This window comes from Akkermansiaceae bacterium, from assembly GCA_024233115.1.
Taxonomy (GTDB): domain Bacteria; phylum Verrucomicrobiota; class Verrucomicrobiia; order Verrucomicrobiales; family Akkermansiaceae; genus Oceaniferula.
This window is the reverse complement of the sequence record JACKQB010000005.1, coordinates 212,996-233,796: the sequence shown is the minus strand read 5'-3', so window position 1 is coordinate 233,796 and position 20,801 is coordinate 212,996. Positions and strand designations below refer to the sequence as shown.

Genomic DNA, 20,801 nt, shown 5'->3' with positions numbered 1-20,801 from the left:
GAACGGTGCAGAACCCATTGTATGAAAGCGACCTTCAGACATGTCTCTGATTGCATCGTAAAAGGACCATGGTGAAATGGTGAAAGGTCTGTGCTGTAGTGCGACCAATGCGATCATCTCAGTTTTCCCGGGGGGTCCCCGACCTCAAGGGGCAGACGGACTATTACCACCGCCATCTGAGGATCGAGGGCAATCGCTTTGATACCTTCGACGTGCCGCTCGTCTTCGCCATCTCCACGCGGGGGCTTGTTTTTTCTAACAACACCATTCGTTATAACAACGACTACAAGGCGTGGAAGCAACCGCCCTTCATCCTCCGCCGCTGCACGGACGTTAAAGTGACAGGTAACCGGGTGATCAACGCACCACGGCCATGGAGCCGGGACAAGGTGTTCGACCTCCAACTCACCCCGGAGGACGGGGTGGAGTATCGAAAGTAGGACGGCTTTGCAAGCTGTCGGCTGGCCATATCACTCATCCTTTGCCCCTATCCTGCCGACAGCTTGCAAAGCTGTCCTACTTTTTGACCTGCTTCTTCAGGGATACGACTACAAAAAAACACCACCGGTTTCCCGGTAGTGTTTTGTGATCGGTAAAGGTTTTCCTGTTAGCGACGGCGGCGCATGAGGAAGGCACCGGCGAGCAGAAGCAGCGTGCCGGAGGCGGGCTCGGGCACTACCGTATTGTCAAACACGAGCAGGTTGTCAAACACAGCCGTTCCAGAACCTCCGCGCAGATACACACCTGTCACATTGGACTCATCTCCTGTGAAGTTCGTATTGATGGTGGTAATGGCAGCCCAGCCCGAGCCGTCGGCACCATCGTCGAATGACGCAGCCATCGTGCCAGCAGTGAAATCATAGACAAGCCGGAAACGATCCGTGCGGTTCGTACCACCCGTGGTCAGGCCATGGGCGACAAGCGTCGACGCACCCGTAAAATCGCGCAGTCTCCAATCGGAGTTTTGTATCCCTATTTGGCCGGGGACGAAGTTAGTGCGGCTGGTGTCGTTCTCCAAGCCCCCGTAAAAGTTGGGGCTTCCATCCGCCTGATAGGTGACATCAAACTCCAAGGTGATGACATCGCCCCCCGGAACGCCAGGATTGGGCGTGACAACCTGCGCGTTATACTGGTCAGCAGTAGAGTATTGGCCGCCGGACACCGACCCTCCATTAAAAGGGTTGAGGCCGTCTGTAAAATCGGCCGTGTAGAGAACGGCACCCTGGGCGGCCACGGCAAGGGAGAAGCTCGCGGCCAGGGTGAACAAATGGGTATGTGTTGTTTTTTTCATCATATTGGTTTGGCTTGTTATTGGTTTGGCTTGTGGTTCTCAGATGCATGCCATCACACGCAACACAATCCGAACCTGTAGTGTCGTTCCTAAATAAAAAAACCACCAGGTCAAGGGTTTTTTTGATTTTTTTATACCACGGTATTCGGGGAGGGAAAACTCCCCGGTTTACCATCTAGGCTCACTTCCGGGAGGCGGGGTGGAATTCCGGCGGTAGGACAGCTTTGCAAGCTGTCGGCTGGCCATGTCACTGATCCTTTGCTCTCATCCTGCCGACAGCTTGCAAAGCTGTCCTACTTTAGTCCTACTTTTTGTCGATTAGCGGGACGGGGAAGTCTGGCTCGGGGATGCGGGTCTTGAGCCAGATTTTTTCCAGACGCTGCACCACCTCGGGATGGCTGTTGGCGAGGTTGCTTTTTTCGTTTGGATCAGCATCAATATCGTAAAGCTCCCAGTTACCCGGACCTTTTTTCGCTAACAGCCCGCGGCGGAGCGCTTTCCATTTTCCTTCACGAATCGCGATGATACCGCCGTAGTCGTGGAAATCCCAGATCATCGGCTCGTGACGCTTGGGCATTTCCCCGCCCTTGATGAGTTCTGTCAGGCTGACACCGTCGGTTTTTTCAGCAGGCATCCTGCCCCCGCCGATTTCTGCAAGGGTAGGAAACCAGTCGGGGAAATAGCTGGCGGCGTCGGTGCTGCTTCCGGCGGCGACCTGGCCAGGCCACCGCACGATGCAGGGAACCCGGATTCCACCTTCGTAGCAACTGCCCTTGAGTCCGCGCAGACCTGCCACGGAGTTGAAAAAGGTGGTGTCCACCCCGCCGACATCATGGGTAGCGCCGTTGTCGGAGGTGAAAATGACGAGGGTGTTTTTCTCCAGGTGATACTTTTTCAGTCGGTCCATGACAGCACCAACATGCTCATCGAGATCGGAGATCATCGCGGCATAACCTGCCCGTGGGCGTGGGTGGGGAATGTATCCGCGTGTGCCCCGGTAGGGTTTTTTATCCCACTCTTTGGGATAACGGTCGACCCATTCCTGCGGCGGATGCATGGAGACGTGGGGTTCGATAAACGGAAGGTAGAGGAAAAAGGGACGGTCCTTGTTGGCGTCGATGAACTTGAGCGCTTCGGCCAGCACCAGATCGCCGGCGTAGTTCTCGGCGCGGTAGTCGTCGGCGATGATTTCACCCGTCGGCTTTTTCTGGTGACCGGGAACCGGGTTTTTGTTGATGGTGATTTCCTTGCCATCACTGTCCAGATAGGGCGGGTAATAACTGTGGGCGTTGCGCTGGCAAATAAAGCCGTAATAGCGGTCGAAGCCCTGTTTGTTAGGGTCGCCACTGGAGCCTGCGGGACCAAGACCCCATTTTCCAAAAGCACCGGTCGTGTAACCGGCTGCTTGCAAAACTTCAGCGATGGTCAGCGCCTGGTCGGTAATCGGCCACTGGCCGGGGAATTTCTTCCCGTTTCCCGAGTCCTTGTTGCCGCGGATCTCGGCGTGGGCGAGGTGCTTGCCGGTCATCAGCACACAGCGGGCCGGGGCACAGACAGGGGCTCCGGTGTAGTGCTGGGTGAACTTCATGCCCTCCTTGCAGAGCTGGTCGACGTGCGGGGTCTTGATTTTTTCCTGCCCGTAACAACCAAGCTCCCCATAGCCGAGGTCGTCGGCGAGGATGAAGACGATGTTGGGTCTTTTCGAAGCTTGCGCTCCCTTGGGGTCGCCCGCTGCCCCGGAGGGAAGCATCGTGAGACCCGAGAGAAGAGTCGTTAAATAGATGGTTAAACTTTTCATGGTCGTATGCTGGTGAATATACGACCACGCCGGGCCTCACATTGCCATGATATTTTCCTAACAGGGGAATTATTTTACCATTGCGCCCACAGTGACGGAGGCGGGGAAGGCGTAGTTGATGTCGCCGCGTCTGGCGATGTTGCGCAGGATGTTGGCGCGTGTCCGCTGCACCATGCCATTGAACACCTGTTTGCCGTTGAGCTCGATGGTGACCTCCTTGTCAAGGTCCAGCATGGCATCGTTCAGGTTGACCACGATCCGGGACGAGCTGAGGGGTTTGCGGAGTGGCTTGGCGCCCTTTTCCTTTGCAGGGATCATTTCCCCGGCGGTGATGGTGACGAGGTTCTTCGCCTTGTCCAGGGCGGCCACAATCTCGAACTCACCGGTTTCCGGCGTGTCGGTGAGGGAGATCCAGTAAAAACTGTCGCGGTAGATACCGTCTTTTTCATGGCAGCGCCAGACGACCCTCTCCGGGTCCGGGTTGCGGCTGTGGGTGGCGAGCCAGCTGGGGGACAAACCGTAGTCGATCCCGTGGCCGCGGCCTTCCTGGATGGCCAGCACATTTTCGTATCCCTTGGGGTCCCTGGCCTTGTGGGCGTCGATGGCCGCGTGCAGTTGCTTGGCGTACTTGATGCGGTCGAACATGGTGTCCTTCTCGCCGATGTCGGAGCGAAGCGGCAGGTTCCTGAGGTTTTCCGTGACGGTCATCATACCACCCGCCATCGGGCCGGCCGCGGCAAAAAGGTCCGCCATGTAGGGCGCCAGGTGGCAGCTTCCGTAACCACCCTGGGAAATACCCATGATGTAGATGCGGTTGGGGTCCACGTCGTTGAAAAGAATGGCGCGGCGGATCACGCGGGAAAAGATGTCGGTATTGTGTTTGTGCCACCAGCGGCCCAGGCGGTCGTCCGCCATACGCGGGATGAAATAGAGGCCGTCCGGCTTGTAGACCATGGCGGTGAGGCTCATCTGGGCCTGCCACTCGCGGTCGTTCACATCCCAGCCGTGGGCTTCCTTGACGTTGTGCTGGCCACCGCCGTGGAGGCAGATGAACATCGGCCAGCCTGCGGCGGGTTTCTTGCCTTTTGCCATGAAGAGGTAGGGCATGGTTTTGTCGCCGGATACCAGTTTGCCGGCCTGGAGCCTGGGTTTTTTCCCGCCCTCGGTCATTTTTTCGATGGTTTCCGGCACAGGCAGGAGCTGCTTGTCCCATCCTGCGCGTTTGGCCGCCCCGGTGTAGGCTTTCCAGAGTTCGGTCTGCACCGCCTTCACTTCGGTGGCCTTCAGCGGGGTGGTTTCCGCAGGTAACGCTGCCTCTTTCCCCGCCAGGACGGCATCGAGCCAGGTGGCGGTTTCGGATTCAGCCACGTCCTTCGCTTGCCCGACGGACAGGCCCATCAGCGCACACGCGCACCAGGTTGATAATGATTTGATCATAGGTCTTTTTGCTTGCTTCCATAACGATGGCAGCGGAGCCGTTTGTCTAGGAAAAGGCTTCAACGCCTGGCAAACCGCCGGCCTGCCTGTGGAACGCTAGGAAAGCACCCCCGCTCCGGCAAACGAATAATACGGGCTGGCGTGCTCGTCCGATGGCCGACCGATGATCAGGTGGTCGACAAACCGTAGCCGCATCACTTCGCAGGCCTCGCGGATCTTTTTGGTCAACACAAGGTCTTGTCGGCTCGGCCCGGGGTCACCCGACGGATGGTTATGCACCAACACAAAGGCAGACGCCTGGTTGATCAGGACGTGATGCAACACATCGCGCGGCTCACACAAGGCGGTGTCCGCATTCCCCTTACTCAATTCAATGGTACGGGTGGCACGCAGCTTACTGTCTAACAATATAATCAGGACGTATTCCTTTTGCTCATGGGCGAGTCGCGGTGCCATGATCTTGTAAATGGCATCGGCGCTGTTCATCGGGGTGCGGCTCATCTTTTCCTTCGCACAGCGCGCACCCAGCTCGAAGGCGGCGATCATCTGGGCGGATTTGGCAGGACCGAGACCCTGCTCGTTAGAAAGTTCCTTGACACTCAAGCCGCCGAGGGCGGTCATACTGCCGTACTTTTTCAACAGCTTGCGCCCAATATCGATGGCACTGCTTCCCGGGACACCGGCACGCAGGAAAATGGCCAGCAGCTCGGCGTCACTCAGTGCCGACGCCCCGAGGCGGGCCAGGCGCTCGCGCGGTCGTTCTTGCTCGGGCAAATCAGGGATTTTCGCCATCAGTCGGGTCAGTAGGTAACTTCGTCGGGCAGGTAAATCATCGCGGATGCGAGGGCTGCCATCCCCTCTTTGCGACCGACAAAGCCCATGGTTTCGTTGGTCGTCGCCTTGATTCCAATCTGGCCCGGGGTGATTCCCAGGGCGGCGGCGATATTGGCTTTCATGGCTTCCGCGTGTGGCAACACCTTGGGTGCCTCGGCAATCAGGGAGGAATCGATGTTCTGGATCACCGCACCCCGCTCGTCGCCGAGCTCACGGCATTTTTCCAGGATTTTCAGCGAGCAAATCCCTTCAATCGATTCATCCGTTGGGGGGAAATAATGACCAATGTCGGGCAGACCCAGCGAACCTAACAGCGCATCCGCGATCGCGTGGCAAAGGACATCCGCATCCGAGTGACCCGCCAGCCCGTGGCTGTGTGCGATTTCAACACCACCGAGTATGAGCGGGCGGCCTTCGGCAAATTGGTGGACGTCATATCCTATTCCGGTGCGATACATAGTGCTTGGTGAATGAAGAATTCAGAGTTCGAGAGAGTCTCCGATGTTAGGGAGGTGGAGGGTGATGCCTTTGTCTGCGAAGGATGCCTTGGCCGCATCGTGGTCGATTTCAATGTAGGGGAAACTATCGAAGTGGGTGCCGACCACTTTTTTCACCCCGATCCACTCGGCACAGATCGCCGCGTCGGCATGACCCATGGTGAAGTTGTCGCCGACACATAGCACCGCCCAGTCGAGTCGATGCAGCTCGCCTAACAGCTTCATGTCAGAGGTCAGCGCGGTGTCGCCGGAGAAGTAGAAATGCGTCTGCTCCGACTCGATCACAAAGCCACCCGGATTGCCCCCGTAGCTGCCGTCCGGCAAGACCGACGAGTGCACGGCATGCACGTATTTGACTTTACCAAAGGGGAGCTGCACACTGCCGCCATGGTTCAGCGGGTGGGCATTGTCGATGCCCTGCCGGCCAAACCAGGTCACAATCTCAAAGTTGGATACCAGCATCGCCCCGGTGCGTCTCAAGATGTCCAATGCATCGGCCACATGGTCTTCGTGGCCGTGTGAGATGAGGATGTAATCGGCTTCAATACTTTCAACATCAATTCCCTTTGCCAAGGGATTGGGGGTGATGAAGGGGTCAAACAGGATCTTTTTCCCGGCAATCTCGACAGAGAAGCAGGAATGGCCGTAAAAGGTAAAGTTCGTCATTGCTCGGATAAGTTGGTTTGTGTCCAGGCGGAAAGTCGGGTGAATCCAGGGACAGAAAAAAGGCCGCCGGGTTCTGCCCGACAGCCTTGTAGAAAATAGGTTGGGTTGCAACCCCCGATTACTCAGGCTTTTCAGTCTTGTTCTCGGCGGGCTTGGGTGCGGGCACCTGCACGGGAGGGGTCACGGCACTTGCCTTTGGACGGGCCGGGCTAGGAACGGGCGGCGCTGGTGGCGCTGGCGCGGCTTCGGGAGCCGCCTGGATTTCCACCAGCTCAAGTTCGAAGATCAGGGCACTGTTGGCACCGATCTTGGGGCCGGCCGCACGGGAACCATAGGCCAGGTTGGCTGGCAGGAAAATCCTCCACTTGGCACCAACGGGCATGGTGGTCAATGCCTCTTTGAAACCGGGAATCACCTGGAGCGTCATTGGGAATGGCTCACCGTCGGGCGATTTGTCAAACTCGGTGCCGTCAATCAAGGTGCCACGGTAGTGCACCATGAACTTGGTGCCATCGTCTGGGGCACCATCGGCAGGGGCGACGTATTTCTGGTCGGTTCCCTTGTTGATAACCTGATACTGCAGGCCGCTGGTGGTGGTGATGACACCTTCCTTCTTGGCGTTATCCGCGAGGAATGCGTTACCGGCAGCCAGGTTTGCCTCAGCCTTCTTGGCTTCACGGTCCTGGACCGCCTTACCAAGGGCTTCCATGGCGGCACGCAGTTTTTCCTCAGGGTATTCGGGCTTGTCGCCTTTGAGTCCGGCAAGGAATCCTTTGACAAAGGACTCGGTCTGCATGTCTTCAGCCGTCAGACCGGAGCCAGCAAATCGCTGGGCAGACTGTAACCCAAGAATGTAGGAACTGATGTCCTTCACCTCGGCCTCCGTCAGTTGGGGCGCGGGAGGTTCGGGCGGGGCCACGGGAGTGGCGGGGGGTGCAGCTGGAGGCACTGGTGGAGTAGCATCCTGGGCGCTGAGAGAGACTGCGCCGACAAGGCCGGCGAGACCGATAACCCCAAGAACGGAGGTGATGTTATTCTTTTTCATAATTTGATTACAGAGGTAATGCGACGGCAAGCTAGGGGTCATCCCCGCCCCTGTCCAGCGGTTAATCCGCCGAAATCGAGTATTTGGAGTTTGGAATTACGGGTTTAATTCCTACAATAACACCATGCCCCGCGTCCTTCTCGTCGAAGATGAAACCTCCATCGCTGACACTCTTGTCTACGCCTTGGAAACCGAACATTTCGAAGTCACCCACGTCACCACCGCCGGTGATGCCTTGAAAATATTCGCAGATAACTACGATCTCGCCATCCTCGACGTCGGCCTCCCGGACATCTCGGGCTTCGACCTGTGCGGGGAAATCAGGAAGTCATCCACGCTGCCCGTGCTGTTCCTGACGGCCCGCGATTCGGAAATCGACCGCATCCTCGGACTCGAACTCGGGGGCGATGATTACGTCACCAAACCCTTCAGCCCACGCGAGGTCGCCGCCCGGGTGCGTGCCATCCTCCGGCGCTCACCCGCACAGGCCGTTGCCCCCCCTCAGCAAAGCGGCAAACACGGCGCTCTCTGCCACGACCCGGATACCATGACCATCACCTGCCATGGCAAACCCCTGAATCTCACCGCCCACGAATACAAGCTTCTGGTCGCCCTGATGAGCCGGCCCGGACGCATCTTCACCCGCGAACAACTTCTGGAAAAAGCCTGGGTCGACCCCGGCTCCGCCATGGACCGCACGGTGGATGCCCACATCAAATCCCTGCGCTCCAAAATCCGCGAATGCACCGGTGACGGCAGTGACCCCATCGAAACCCGCCGCGGCCTGGGCTACACTTTGGCCGTTTGACCCGCGCCAATTCTTCATTCTGAAATTGTTCATTCATTCATTCCAATGCGACTCACCCGCGTCACCCTCGTCTGCCTTGCCCTCATCATCGGCTTCGGGTTTTACCGCTTGATTGTCTACTTGCTCGACGATGTCGACGCCCAGACGTTCCAGGCCACCGAGGAGGTGATGGTCGATACCGCCCACGTCATGGCCGGTATGATGGAAAGCCAGATCAAGGAGGGCAGGCCGGACCAGGAAACCCTCCGCGACGCCTTCGCCAACGCCCAGCGACACACGCTCAAGGCAAGGATCCACAACCACACCAAAACCACCATCGGCCTCAACGCCTACCTGACGGATGCCAAGGGTACCGTGCTGTTCGACTCCGACAACGCCCGGCGCGAAGGCCGGGATCTCTCGCAATACAACGATGTCCTGCGCACCCTGAATGGAAAATACGGCGCCCGCTCGTCCCGCGAGGATGAAAAGAATCCACACAGCTCCATCCTCTACGTCGCGGCCCCGGTGCGGTCGGGTGATGAAATCGTCGCCGTGCTCACCGTTTACAAAGCGCAGGCTGACGTGCTCACTTTTATCACCGACCGCCGCCGTGACATCCTCTCCGCGACGATCCTGATCGGCGGCGGTGTCATCCTGCTAACAGGTGCCGTGTTCATCTGGCTGTTTCAACCCGTTGGTCGGCTGACCGACTACGCACAGGCGATCTCACGGGGCGAGCGGGCACCCATGCCGGAACTGGGCAAAGGCCGTGAGGTCAATACCCTCGGCAAGGCGCTCTTCGATATGCGCGAAACCCTCGAGGGCAGACGTTATGTCGAAAACTATGTCTCCACCCTGACCCACGAACTGAAAAGCCCTCTCGCGGCGATCAAAGGGGCTGCGGAATTGCTCGATGAGGAGATGCCCGCCGAAAAAAGGCAGCGGTTCCTGCAGAATATCCAACGTGAAACCGCACGGAGCGAAAGCCTCGTCCGCGATCTGCTCCAACTGGCCGAACTCGAGCGCAAACCGCATCTGGAAAACCAGCGCAAACTCCATTTTTCTAACATCTGCCAGGAAATCGTCGACGAAACCCAGGTGCGCCTGGACGAAAAAAACCTCACGCTCGATGCCCACATCACCCCCGCCATCGAACTAACAGGTGACGCCATGGTGCTTAAGCTCGCCATCGGCAACCTTCTCGAAAACGCCATCGGATACTCACCCGACGGAGGCCGGATCACACTCGCACTCTCACGCGTCGACGACCAGGCCCTTGTCCGGATCGACGACCAGGGGCCCGGCATTCCCGACTATGCCGTGGACCGCGCCTTCGAGCACTTCTACTCGCTGCCACGCCCCGGAAGCGACCACAAAGGCACCGGGCTCGGCCTGCCGCTCGTGCGCGAGGCCGCCAAGCTACACGATGGCACCTGCAAGCTCGAAAACCTCCCCGCAGGCGGTTGCCGGGCGACGCTTACGCTCCCGGTTGCGTAGCTCAACAATCGCTTCCCCCACTGAAAATCCGTCTTGACCCGGCGTCGGTCAGTCCGTTAAATGCGGCCACTTGGCCACTTGGATTTTCATCATCGTTTGATGGACCCAAGGGATGAAACGCCATGGCATGAGCCATGGTTTCCCGTTTTCCCATGGGGGCTCTGGTTTGTGTCTTCTCAACATTAAACCAAGTAACAAAACATGAAAAAAAGATCATGGGCTGAGCCCTATAAGATAAAGATGGTGGAGCTTCTGAAAATGACCAGCTCCGAGGACCGGCGAAACGCCATCAGGGAAGCAGGTTACAACACCTTCCTCCTCAAAAGCGAGGATGTCTATATCGACCTCCTAACAGACTCCGGCACCTCCGCGATGAGCGACCGTATGTGGTCGGCTCTGATGATGGGCGATGAGTCCTACGCGGGGAGTCGGAATTTCTATCACCTCCGTGACACCATCGAGGAGTATTACAGCTATCAATACACCGTCCCCACCCACCAGGGCCGGGGTGCCGAGCACATTCTCTCCCAGACTCTCATCAAACAAGGTGACTACGTGCCGGGCAACATGTATTTCACCACGACCCGGCTCCACCAGGAGATGGCGGGCGCCACCTTTGTCGATGTCATTATCGATGAAGCGCACGACCCCAGAAACCTGCACCCCTTCAAAGGAAATGTCGACATCGCCAAGCTTGACGCCCTGGTTGAAAAAGTGGGTGCCGAAAAAATCCCCTACATCTGCATCGCCACCTGCGTCAATATGGCGGGGGGCCAACCCATCAGCATGGCGAACATGAAGGAACTCAGGGCCTGGTGCGATAAACACGGTATCATGATCGTGCACGATATGACCCGCGTCGCCGACAATGCGTATTTCATCCAGAAAAACGAAGAGGGCTACGCTGACAAATCGATCAGGGAGATTGTGCTCGAATGCTGCCAGCTCACAGACGCCGCCACGATGTCGTCCAAAAAGGACGCCATGGTAAACATCGGCGGTTTTCTTGCGATGAACGATGAGAAATTCTATCAGAAAGCCTGCAACATGGTGGTGGTCTTTGAAGGATTGCACACCTACGGAGGCATGGCCGGGCGCGACATGGCCGCACTGGCGGTGGGTATCCAGGAAAGTGTCTGCGATGACCATATCAAGGCCCGGGTCGGCCAGGTGAGATACCTCGGCGAACAGCTTCTGGCCAATGGCGTGCCCATCGTTGAACCCATCGGTGGCCATGCCGTTTTCCTCGACGCCAAAGCCATGCTGCCACATCTGCCGCAGGAGCATTTCCCCGCCCAGTCGCTGTCGGCGGCCCTCTACGAGGAGTGCGGCGTGCGCGCCATGGAACGCGGTGCGGTGTCGGCCGGCAGAAACAAGGAAACGGGCGAGAACTACATGCCCGAACTCGAACTTGTCCGGCTGACGATACCACGCCGGGTCTACACCCAGGCACACATGGACGTCACCTGCGAGGGCGTCTGTGAGGTGATGGAAAAAGCGGATCAAATCCGCGGGCTGAAATTCAATTACGAACCCGAGGTGCTGCGATTCTTCCAGAGTCGCTTCGAGCAGATCTGAATTTCATAAGAAATCTACTTGCCATAACGGAGTCGACGGCTGAGCTACCCAGTATGCCAGTTCCCATGAAACAACTCAAGACGGGCATCCTCGTCTCCGTGATGGCGCTTTCCTCCAACGCGGCCTTTGCCCAGGGCCACGAAATCACCCGCTATGTGCCGGAAACCGATCCGGCGGCGCTGGCGAAGCTCGACCAATGGCAGGACCTGAAGTTCGGGCTGATGATGCATTGGGGCGCCTACAGCCAGTGGGGGATTGTGGAATCGTGGTCGATCTGCGCCGAGGACGAGGGCTGGTGTGTTAGAAAGTCAGACTCCGATTACACACGCTACAAAAAGAAATACGAGGCACTGCAAACGACCTTCAACCCGGTGAAATTCGCACCCGGGCGCTGGGCCAGGGCAGCAAAACATGCCGGTATGAAATACGTCGTTTTCACCACCAAACACCACGATGGTTATTGTATGTTTGATAGCAAACACACGGACTATAAAATCACCGGAAAACAGACACCGTTTCATCGCCACCCGAAGGCGAACATCACCAGGGAGATATTCGAGGCCTTCCGTGCCGAGGGTATGTGGACGGGTGCCTATTTCTCCAAACCGGATTGGCATAACGAAAACTACTGGTGGCCCAATTTCGCCACCCCCGACCGCAATGCCAACTACAGCATCAAGAACCACCCGGAGCGCTGGGAGAAGTTTGTCCAGTTCACCCATAACCAGATTATGGAGCTGATGACGGATTACGGCAAAGTCGATATCCTCTGGCTCGACGGCGGCTGGGTGAGAAAACGCAGCGATGACGAGATCCGTGACGCCTATCGAAACATGAATCCCGAAAAACCCCAGCGCGTGCAAAACCAGGACATCCGCATGGACGAGCTGGTCAACAAAGCCCGCGCCAAACAGCCGGGCCTAATCGTGGTCGATCGCGCCGTCCCCGGGAAAAACCAAAACTACCTCACCCCCGAAAACAAGGTCCCCGAAAAAGAGCTGCCCTACCCCTGGGAGTCCTGCATCATCGCCGGCGAAAGCTGGTCATGGATTCCCGACGCCAAATACCTCAGCGCCCGCGACACCATCCACATGCTGGTCGATATCGTCAGCAAGGGTGGCAACCTGCTGCTCAACATCGCACCCGGCCCGGACGGCGCCTTGGACGACGACGCCTACACCCTGCTCAGTGAGGTGGGCGACTGGATGCAGGTCAACGGCAAAGGCATTTACGGGACCCGCGCCATCGCACCCTACCGCGACGGCAAGGTGTGCTTTTTGAAAAAGGGCGAGACAACACGATACGCCATCTACCAACTCGCGGAGGGTGAGGCGGCCCCGGGTGAAATTCGTTTTTCCGGACTCCAGATCCCCGCCAAAGCCACGGCACGTCTGTTAGGTGTGGACGGTGAGCTGCAATGGCAATCCAAGGACGGCACCATCCGCGTTTCCCTCCCGCAGCAAGACCCGCCATCCAAGCTTGCGCTGACACTTGAGTTCAGTTGGTAAGCTCCTTGGACGGGTTGCTCGACATCTGACAGCCAAGCGCGATGCAATTTGCCTTCCATCCCCCGGCAGGCTCTGTATGAATGCAGCCATGATTTTGAAGATTCACACTATTCTGACCGCCCTACTCCTTTCCCTTGCCACACCCGGCCTGGCCTACGAACACTCGGTTGAGATCAAACCGACCGACAGCCCGGAAACCATCATCGAAAAGGCCGCCAGGGTGGTGCCTAACAAAGCGCAGCTCAACCATCACCTCAACGAGTTCAACGGCTTCATCCACTTCGGCCCCAACACCTTCACCGGACGCGAGTGGGGCAGTGGCAAGGAGAACGCCAAGGCATTCAATCCGCCGGAGGTCGACACCGACCAGTGGTGCCGCATCATGAAGGCCGCCGGCATGCGCAAGGTGGTCATCACCGTCAAACACCACGATGGCTACTGCACCTGGCAGACGCGCTATAACAAAACCTTCTCCGTACACCAGTCGCCGTGGCAAAACGGCCAGGGCGATGTACTCCGACTGCTGTCGGACTCCTGTAGAAAATACGGACTCCAGCTCGGTATCTACATCTCCCCCGCCGACCTCTATCAGATCGAAAGCAAGGACGGCCTCTACGGAAACCTGAGCAAGTACCGCGACAGCGTCATCCCCACCGACCCCGCCAGTTTCAAAACCAACCCACTGAAACAACGTGAGGTCGACAAAGGACTGCCGACGTTCAAGGTCAAGGCGGACGACTACAACCGCTACTTCATGAACCAGCTCTACGAGGTGCTCACCGAGTATGGCCCGATCCACGAGGTGTGGTTCGACGGCGCCCACCCGAAACGCAAGGGCGGCCAGACCTACATCCGTGACGAGTGGTTTAAAATGATCCGCAGACTCGCGCCCGAAGCCGCCATCTTCGGTGGTCCGGACGTGCGTTGGTGCGGCAACGAGGCGGGCAGAACCCGGGCCAGCGAGTGGAATGTGCTGCCCGTGGAAAGCATGGCCACCTCCGGCTTCGACCGACCGAAGGACGACATCGGCTCCGATCCACACCTCACCGCCAAAACCTACGAGGTTTACGGCAAGCAGCACCAGGTCAAACACCTCTACTACCTCATCGCGGAAACCGATGTCTCCATCCGCCACGGCTGGTTCTGGCGCAACGACAGCGAGCAGAAGGTCCGCGATGCCGATGACGTCTTCGACATGTATGAACGCTCCGTCGGCGGCAACTCAGTGCTGCTCCTGAACGTACCGCCTAACAACATGGGGAAATTCTCGGCACGCGACGAGGCGACCCTTCTGGAGGTGGGAAAAAGAATCACCTCCACCTACGGCACCAACCTTGCCGATGGCGCCAGCTCGGCGGCAAATGGGCTGTTTGACAACAACCTAACAACCTACTGGCAGCCTGACGGGCAAACCGGTGAATTTACCGTCAAGCTCACCCAAGCCCGGCGGGTCAACCGCATCGTGCTCCAGGAGAACATCCAGTCGGTCGGGCAGCGGGTGCGCGAGCACGCCCTGGATGCATGGCTCGACGGTACTTGGAAAGAGGTCGCCAGGGCCACCACCATCGGCTACAAACGCATCCTTCGTTTTGACCCCGTCACCACGGATCAATTCCGCCTGCGGGTGCTCGGCTCGCGCTTGCAGCCGACCATCGCCACCTTCTCGGCGCACTATTACGCCCCGGCACCCATGCCTGTCAGCATGACGCGCACCAGCGACGGCATGGTGACGCTCGCCACCAGCAAAAAGTCCGGTCTCGCGATCCACTACACCCTGGACGGCAGCGACCCCACCCCCGGGTCCGCCGTTTACACGAAGCCGCTCGACTTACCCGAGGGAGGCACCGTCAAGGCGTGCAGCTATGACGGCCATCAACTTGGTGCCGTCGCAGAAACCCGCTTCGGTATTTCTAACAAGGGATGGAAAATCCTCTCCTGCTCCAGCGAACACAACGCCACCTTCGCCGCCGCCAAGGCCATCGACGGCGACCCGAAAACCTTCTGGCACAGCTCCTGGGAAACCAACCAGCCGCACCCGCACCACCTCGCCATCGACCTCGGCAGGGGGCACACTATCACCGGCGTCACCTACCTGCCCAGGCAAGACCGGCCAGTGCCGGACAGCATGGTGGAAAGCGGCACCATCGAACTGAGCAACGACGGCAAAACCTGGCACCACGCCGGTGACTTCACCTTCGGCAACCTGGTCAACGACCCCACCCAGCGATCCCTGGTCTTCAAAAAGCCCTGCCGCGCCCGCTACCTCCGCTTCACCTCGAAAACCGGCGCCCAGGGCAAACCCTACGCCGGCGCGGCGGAAATCGGGGTGCTCGGAAAATAAGTGCCCGTTTTCGCTTTTCCCTTGAATAGACAGCACCCTGCCACCGTCGAACCCATACAGGCCTCACCACAAATGCTGTGGCGACCTGCGGTATTTATCCATTGGAAAAAACAACAACCCGAGCTATCCTGACCTGTCATGAAACACGCCGCCACCCTCCTAGCACTCTCTGCATCGCTGCTCATCCCCGTGTCCGCGGCTCCGAAAAAGTCGCTGCTCGATAACGATCCCGACGTCATCTATCTCAACGAACACGTCAAACACACGATCACGCTGCTCGTTGCCCAGCCCGCCACAGTCTACGCCACCAAAAAGGGCGGACGCCGACTCGGCGCCTTCAACGCAGGCACCAAGGTGGAGCTGCTCGCCATGACCGAAAGGGCCTACCGTGTCAAGGGACAGGCCAGCCACGCCGGTGTCATCGGCTGGGTCGATCCCAAACTGCTCGCCTCCAAGGACAAAAACTTCATCGCCAACCTCAAACAACTCTACGAACGCCAGATCCTCATCAACGAGCTGATCGCCAACAAGGATGTCGCCATCGGGATGACCCTCGAGGAGGTCGCCAAGTCTCTCGGCCAACCAACCGAAACCGAAGTCAAACAAACCGCCACAGGCGAGTCCGGGAAGTGGGACTGGGTCGTCACCGAGGAACAAAAACACTACCGCACCGTCATCGATCCCTACACCGGCAACGCTTACCGGCAACTCTCCCACATCACCACCGAGGAAAAATCCCGCACCACCGTCGAGTTTGAACAAGGCGTGGTCACTTCCGTCACCCGCAAGAAAAACAACGGCCCCGGCCAGGTCCGTATCGTCCCCGCCCCGGTGATTTTTAATTGGTAGGCTCTAGCGCCGCGAACGCTTGAACGCCGCCACAAGCCCTCCAAGTCCGAGCAGCCAAATAGCGGATGGCTCCGGGACGACGGTTGCTGTTAGCGTTGTCAGGTTCTGCGCTCCGGAATATCCGGCTACACCATTGCCGATATTGACGTTGTATACGTGTTCGTAAACATCAAGGCTCAGTGTTGATGGTATATAACTGCTGAAATCCACACCCTCCATCAACAGGGTTAGATAAGGCCGGAATGCGCGCACACCAAATGTGCCCGACGGCACGCTATCCATGATCATGATCATGGACCCGTTTCCCCTGGGGCCTGCACCATCCACATCGGTTCCTCCTGTGAGGTCTGTTGTCAGGCCTATATAGACAGGCAAACTCGGCATCCCGCTGATATTATATGTGCTTGCTGGTTTGGTGCCCAACAAATCGTCCGCCATCGCCGTGACACCATAATTATAGGTTGCCCCCATCACTTGTTGATTGGTTCCATACAGGCTGTAAAACTCCGTGGTGACAAATAATGCACTCACCATCATCGTGTCTGTATCGATTGAAAAGGAACCCGAAACTGGCCCGCCTGGCGTTCTCGTGACGTTGGAGCTGTCTGCATTCCATTTCGACGAGACAAAAGTACCACCAAAATTATACGTAACCACCGCCGCATCAGTCCGGTCGATAAAACCCAGGAGCGAGGCAGCTGCCATCAGGACACATGTTTTTTTAAAGGATGTTTTCATCAAGGTTGTTTCAGGTTCTTTTTGAGAGATCGGCAAAATACAAAATACAGCCCCCTAATAAAGAATTTTCTTTCGTTTTATTTCGTTAGCCAACAAACGCAACAAAATGATACCCTGTCTGTTTTAGATACTCTGGTAAAGTTAGAATCATTCCGCAAAGCAGTCGGCACCTCACAACCGGGCTTTCTAACGATTGAACCTGTGTCACAACGAGCAGACCAAGCAGTTGATTAGCCGGATTTTTACTCCACCACCACCCGGTAAAACGCGGCGGTTCCGCTGATGGCGTGGGTGTAGGTATTGGTCGGCGCGGTTGCCGGAATACCGGTTTCCACATCCACCCACGAGCCGTCCGTCAGATCCCCGGATCGCTGAACGGTGTAGGTTTTTCCCTCCACCGACGACCAGTGAAGCACCACCGCTGCAGGCTCCTGGGCAATGCTGGTGATATGGAAAACGGACTCCGGATCATCGGGGTCAGTGCCCGCGAGATACTCCATTATGTTAGCCGTTCCGTCTTTATCCCAGTCGCCGTCATCGGTTTCGCCCGTGCCGCCGAAATGGTATTTTTCCCAACTGTCGGGCATGCCGTCAGAATCGCTGTCCGGGTCGGTCGCCACCGCGCCCGGTGTGCCGCCAACATCTGCGCTCGACCTCCAGGAGGTGCTGTCGCTGAGGGTGCTGGTCGAGTCATACGGGTCTATCAAGGTCAAGGAGTATCCGGCTCCGTCGGTCTGCTCAAACCAGTCGTCATACTCAAAGTCCAGGATGATCCTGCCGAGGCTGTCCTGCAGGACAATCCCCTCGCCGCCGTTGTCGAGGCTGCCGTCCGGATCGTAGAACTTGCCCCGGTATTCTCCGGCGATATTCATGCCGGCGGCACCCGGGTAGCGGGCGGTAAAGGCGGCGAGGTTATTCACCAGGACCACATACTCCCCCGGCCCGAGAGTCAGCACATTCCCCTCGGAGAAGTTAAAGTAGATACCCCCGCAAAATGACAGGCCGGCAAGACCGATGATTTCCGTCCCCGTGTTCTGCAGCTCGATGAACTCGAAGTCCTGGTCGTCATGGTTCAGCTCGTCCCCGGACGTTCCCGCCGCCGGGTTATACATGATTTCAGTCACCCGCAAGGGCGACGCGTCAACCAGCTCAAACGTCGCCTCGGTGAGCGCGCTCCAGGTGCCGCCACTGAGCACCCGCGCCTTGACCAGGGTGGATTTTGTTAGGGTGACAGCTGAGCCGTATGCCGTGCCCACAGCCGTGCCGCCGACGGCACGCGGGTCACTGCCATCGGTGGTGTAATAAATGGTGCCACTGCCAGAGATGGTCAGGTTGTAGCCGTTGACCACACTACCTCCATGCTGGCTGAACTCCGGTGCTGCGACCGTGGGGTACCATCCTTTGGCGATAATCTGGTTTAACACAATGCTGGAGCGCTGCGGCATGTAGGTATCCAGCAGCCAGTCCACCGCATCCAGCCATTCAACATTACGGGTGCGGGTGGTAGTCGTGGTGCCTCCTCCGGGAGGACCTCCCCCTGGAGGACCACCGCCGGGACCGCCAGATGAGGCACTGTCACCCCAACGGGCAGATTCAGCGACCACTGCCGAAAAAATCTCATCCTTGCGGACCTGCATCCGTGCGGCTGTTTGCGTTGCTGTTAGTGCGCCGTTGTTGAAAAAATGTTGATGCACCCGGTCGGCATAGCGTAGTTTATACTCGGTATTCCCCATCAGTTTCAGATGCATCCACCAGGGTGTCATCCGGTTGATGCCATTAAAGGATGTCGACAGCGACTGGTTGAACCGGTTGTGGTTCACCCCCTCGCTGATCTCCAGCGAGTGCTCGTTGTCGTGGGCCACGAATTTAAATCCGTCGGGGTGGCTGCGGCTATAGACCGTTGTCAGGTTACGCGGCATGGTCGCCGAGTTCGGAGGCCCGATCGGCGAGTCCCGGTTGGCGGTGAAGTAGGTCAGCAGCATATAGTCGATGACGTTGTCAACATCGAGCAGCTTGGTGCCGCTGCTGTTTTCCGTGCCGTCAGCGTTCTTCCCCTGAAGTGAGAAATAGGAGGCGTTCCCCGTCACCCCGGCGGTCATACCCGTCCACAGGTCCTCGTAGGCATCCCGGGTGCCGTCGACGGCATACATGTCGCCCGTGTCGCCGTCGGCTTTCACCGCATCGTAGTCATCGTTGTCGCCACCGTAGTAGGACGCCGCATAACGCGAGTCGCAGCGCTCCTCGGTTTGATAGAGCCCCCAATACATACCGTTGATGTAGAGGTGGTAATACTCACCCCGCGTGTGCGGCTGGTTCATATCGCGATGGGTGTCGCGGGAGAAAATATCGTAGAGCCAGGTGGCCTCGTCCGGGTTCTGGTTCGCCCAGGAAAAGTTTTGCCCGGTCCGCAGGTCCAGTCGTTTGAAGCTGTCGGCTCCACCCTCGCCAAACAACGGATACTCCAGCTTCGAGGCACCGTATTCGGATTTAAACAGGAAACGGAACGAGTGCTTCGGGTTCGATGACGTAGTGCTCGACTCCCCGCGAATACGCATGCCGCCATTGATTTGAAAGCCCTTGCTGCCGTCCGGATTGATCAGCTCCAACGACATCTCACGCTCCCACGCCTCACCCTCCTGACTGGCGTTGACGTAGATACCGGTAGAGGAGTTGAACAGGTTGTCGGGGTCGGTCACCAGCGAGATCGACGGGATCGACTTCAGCGCCGTTTCCATTTCACCCGAGTAGGTGGCGCTCTGGGTGATCGCCGTATCCATTCCATAGTCAAAATCCTGGCCGTTGACGGCACTCGACGGGAAGGCGGGATCAAGTCCGCTGACCGATGTCCCCTGCGCGATAATATCCGTTAGAAAGATATACGTCTGGGTGTCCACGTTGCTCGGCTCATACCCCGATACAAATGCCGCGGCGCGAAGCACCGTGGTTTTGCTGATGCTGACCGGCCCGGTGTAGAGCGTGCCGTTGTTGGTCGCGGGCTCGGTTCCATCGGTCGTGTAGTAGATCGCCGCGCCTGCCGTAGCACAGGTGATCTCCAGATCAAACGCAGCGGTAAAAAATCCACGGTGAACTGAGAATGTGGTATCACCCACATATCCCGTTATCCCCCCCGTATTGGCCGCACCTGGTGTAGGTGTTGTTAGGTAAACAAGTTCGGTGAAGGACGAGCCCTGCGCCAGCCCGTAGGCTACATCCGCCGACTGCTCAGGGTAATTGGTCGTGGAATGTTCGATCGTCGTTCCGTCGGCTCGCACCAACACAATACTCTCGCCATCCTTGCTGAGCTTGAAATGGGTGTGCAGGTAGCCCGCCGCATCGGTGTAGCCCGCCGCATCCTGGCCGGAGGCAAACACCACCAGATAACCACCCGCCGGGATACTCGTGGCCGGAAAAACCCACTGTGTCAGATCCGTTTCGTCGTCAGTGAGATACCATCCTGTTAGGTCGACCGCCGAGCCGCCGTTGTTGTGCAGTTCGATCCAGTCGGAGTACTTGCCATCACCGTCGACCAGGGTCGAGTCGTTGCTGGCCATAAACTCGTTGATCACGACTTCGGCACCAGAATCAGGAGCCGAGGCAATTACCGACATCAGTAAAAGCGAGGCGACAAAAGGCACCCGCAACGTATGCGGCCACCCAAGGAGAAATAAATGCATTTTCATGGTTCGAATACAGAATTGGCGGCACCGGATGCCAATATGAGTGCCATCGCTGGACACACTGATGTGCCACTGTTTGCTTACTATGTGGAAATCGGGGCAAACTATTAAGATTCTGTAAAGGGCAGCCAAACAATACGCAGGTCACAACCCAACACCTCTAGCTTACACCGGGTTCACAGCCATCAGATGATCCCGCGACCCCAACACGCAGGCACCGGACGATTTTTCACACCTCAATCGACCCAAATCAGG

General features: G+C 57.8%; 16 protein-coding genes. 7 read left to right on the top strand and 9 right to left on the bottom strand.

The window, feature by feature from the left end; all coding sequences use genetic code 11:
- Positions 1 to 107: 107 nt before the first annotated feature.
- Positions 108 to 440, top strand: coding sequence for a hypothetical protein (locus tag H7A51_14795; protein ID MCP5537487.1), 333 nt, complete (start codon positions 108 to 110; stop codon positions 438 to 440).
- A 167-nt stretch (positions 441 to 607) separates the two neighbouring features.
- Here the strand turns inward: H7A51_14795 and H7A51_14790 are convergent, their stop codons facing one another.
- The 7 genes from H7A51_14790 to H7A51_14760 all read right to left on the bottom strand — a co-directional run bounded on the left by H7A51_14790 (position 608) and on the right by H7A51_14760 (position 7,568).
- Positions 608 to 1,291, bottom strand: coding sequence for a PEP-CTERM sorting domain-containing protein (locus tag H7A51_14790; GenBank protein MCP5537486.1), 684 nt, complete (start codon positions 1,289 to 1,291; stop codon positions 608 to 610).
- Between the two features lie 304 nt (positions 1,292 to 1,595).
- On the bottom strand, positions 1,596 to 3,041 hold the full coding sequence (locus tag H7A51_14785) for an arylsulfatase (protein MCP5537485.1): 1,446 nt from the start codon (positions 3,039 to 3,041) through the stop codon (positions 1,596 to 1,598).
- A 117-nt stretch (positions 3,042 to 3,158) separates the two neighbouring features.
- A complete protein-coding gene (locus H7A51_14780) occupies positions 3,159 to 4,526 on the bottom strand; it encodes a hypothetical protein (GenBank protein MCP5537484.1) in 1,368 nt (455 codons plus the stop codon).
- Positions 4,527 to 4,622: 96 nt separating this feature from the next.
- A complete protein-coding gene (radC, locus tag H7A51_14775) occupies positions 4,623 to 5,318 on the bottom strand; it encodes a DNA repair protein RadC (GenBank protein MCP5537483.1) in 696 nt (231 codons plus the stop codon).
- An 8-nt stretch (positions 5,319 to 5,326) separates the two neighbouring features.
- Positions 5,327 to 5,818 (bottom strand): 2-C-methyl-D-erythritol 2,4-cyclodiphosphate synthase, encoded by a 492-nt coding sequence (locus tag H7A51_14770; GenBank protein ID MCP5537482.1) that lies wholly within the window; start codon positions 5,816 to 5,818, stop codon positions 5,327 to 5,329.
- A 21-nt stretch (positions 5,819 to 5,839) separates the two neighbouring features.
- Complete coding sequence (locus tag H7A51_14765) at positions 5,840 to 6,523, bottom strand: metal-dependent hydrolase (protein MCP5537481.1); 684 nt, start codon at positions 6,521 to 6,523, stop codon at positions 5,840 to 5,842.
- A gap of 118 nt (positions 6,524 to 6,641) precedes the next feature.
- Positions 6,642 to 7,568, bottom strand: coding sequence for an FKBP-type peptidyl-prolyl cis-trans isomerase (locus H7A51_14760; protein MCP5537480.1), 927 nt, complete (start codon positions 7,566 to 7,568; stop codon positions 6,642 to 6,644).
- A 124-nt stretch (positions 7,569 to 7,692) separates the two neighbouring features.
- On the opposite strand from H7A51_14760, the gene creB reads away from it, so the two are divergent.
- The 6 genes from creB (at position 7,693) to H7A51_14730 (ending at position 16,131) form a co-directional block, all read left to right on the top strand.
- Positions 7,693 to 8,376, top strand: a complete 684-nt coding sequence (gene creB, locus H7A51_14755) for a two-component system response regulator CreB (GenBank protein ID MCP5537479.1) — start codon at positions 7,693 to 7,695, stop codon at positions 8,374 to 8,376.
- A gap of 45 nt (positions 8,377 to 8,421) precedes the next feature.
- Positions 8,422 to 9,855 carry a two-component system sensor histidine kinase CreC gene (gene creC / locus H7A51_14750; GenBank protein MCP5537478.1) on the top strand — a complete coding sequence of 478 codons (1,434 nt, stop codon included), beginning with the start codon at positions 8,422 to 8,424 and terminating at the stop codon, positions 9,853 to 9,855.
- 201 nt (positions 9,856 to 10,056) lie between these two features.
- Complete coding sequence (locus H7A51_14745) at positions 10,057 to 11,433, top strand: tyrosine phenol-lyase (GenBank protein MCP5537477.1); 1,377 nt, start codon at positions 10,057 to 10,059, stop codon at positions 11,431 to 11,433.
- A gap of 65 nt (positions 11,434 to 11,498) precedes the next feature.
- On the top strand, positions 11,499 to 12,941 hold the full coding sequence (locus H7A51_14740; GenBank protein MCP5537476.1) for an alpha-L-fucosidase: 1,443 nt from the start codon (positions 11,499 to 11,501) through the stop codon (positions 12,939 to 12,941).
- Between the two features lie 88 nt (positions 12,942 to 13,029).
- Positions 13,030 to 15,282: an alpha-L-fucosidase gene (locus tag H7A51_14735; GenBank protein ID MCP5537475.1), complete on the top strand. Its 2,253-nt coding sequence runs from the start codon at positions 13,030 to 13,032 to the stop codon at positions 15,280 to 15,282.
- Between the two features lie 138 nt (positions 15,283 to 15,420).
- Positions 15,421 to 16,131 (top strand): hypothetical protein, encoded by a 711-nt coding sequence (locus H7A51_14730; protein ID MCP5537474.1) that lies wholly within the window; start codon positions 15,421 to 15,423, stop codon positions 16,129 to 16,131.
- 3 nt (positions 16,132 to 16,134) lie between these two features.
- Here the strand turns inward: H7A51_14730 and H7A51_14725 are convergent, their stop codons facing one another.
- Both H7A51_14725 and H7A51_14720 read right to left on the bottom strand, forming a co-directional pair.
- On the bottom strand, positions 16,135 to 16,869 hold the full coding sequence (locus H7A51_14725; GenBank protein MCP5537473.1) for a PEP-CTERM sorting domain-containing protein: 735 nt from the start codon (positions 16,867 to 16,869) through the stop codon (positions 16,135 to 16,137).
- A gap of 242 nt (positions 16,870 to 17,111) precedes the next feature.
- Positions 17,112 to 20,549 carry a lamin tail domain-containing protein gene (locus H7A51_14720; GenBank protein ID MCP5537472.1) on the bottom strand — a complete coding sequence of 1,146 codons (3,438 nt, stop codon included), beginning with the start codon at positions 20,547 to 20,549 and terminating at the stop codon, positions 17,112 to 17,114.
- Positions 20,550 to 20,801 lie beyond the last annotated feature (252 nt).

Coding starts and splice junctions, on each gene's coding strand:
- H7A51_14795 (MCP5537487.1), top strand. CDS start 108: ATGCGATCATCTCAGTTTTCCCGGGGGGTCCCCGACCTCAAGGGGCAG.
- H7A51_14790 (MCP5537486.1), bottom strand. CDS start 1,291: ATGAAAAAAACAACACATACCCATTTGTTCACCCTGGCCGCGAGCTTC.
- H7A51_14785 (MCP5537485.1), bottom strand. CDS start 3,041: ATGCTTCCCTCCGGGGCAGCGGGCGACCCCAAGGGAGCGCAAGCTTCG.
- H7A51_14780 (MCP5537484.1), bottom strand. CDS start 4,526: ATGATCAAATCATTATCAACCTGGTGCGCGTGTGCGCTGATGGGCCTG.
- radC (MCP5537483.1), bottom strand. CDS start 5,318: ATGGCGAAAATCCCTGATTTGCCCGAGCAAGAACGACCGCGCGAGCGC.
- H7A51_14770 (MCP5537482.1), bottom strand. CDS start 5,818: ATGTATCGCACCGGAATAGGATATGACGTCCACCAATTTGCCGAAGGC.
- H7A51_14765 (MCP5537481.1), bottom strand. CDS start 6,523: ATGACGAACTTTACCTTTTACGGCCATTCCTGCTTCTCTGTCGAGATT.
- H7A51_14760 (MCP5537480.1), bottom strand. CDS start 7,568: ATGAAAAAGAATAACATCACCTCCGTTCTTGGGGTTATCGGTCTCGCC.
- creB (MCP5537479.1), top strand. CDS start 7,693: ATGCCCCGCGTCCTTCTCGTCGAAGATGAAACCTCCATCGCTGACACT.
- creC (MCP5537478.1), top strand. CDS start 8,422: ATGCGACTCACCCGCGTCACCCTCGTCTGCCTTGCCCTCATCATCGGC.
- H7A51_14745 (MCP5537477.1), top strand. CDS start 10,057: ATGAAAAAAAGATCATGGGCTGAGCCCTATAAGATAAAGATGGTGGAG.
- H7A51_14740 (MCP5537476.1), top strand. CDS start 11,499: ATGAAACAACTCAAGACGGGCATCCTCGTCTCCGTGATGGCGCTTTCC.
- H7A51_14735 (MCP5537475.1), top strand. CDS start 13,030: ATGATTTTGAAGATTCACACTATTCTGACCGCCCTACTCCTTTCCCTT.
- H7A51_14730 (MCP5537474.1), top strand. CDS start 15,421: ATGAAACACGCCGCCACCCTCCTAGCACTCTCTGCATCGCTGCTCATC.
- H7A51_14725 (MCP5537473.1), bottom strand. CDS start 16,869: ATGAAAACATCCTTTAAAAAAACATGTGTCCTGATGGCAGCTGCCTCG.
- H7A51_14720 (MCP5537472.1), bottom strand. CDS start 20,549: ATGAAAATGCATTTATTTCTCCTTGGGTGGCCGCATACGTTGCGGGTG.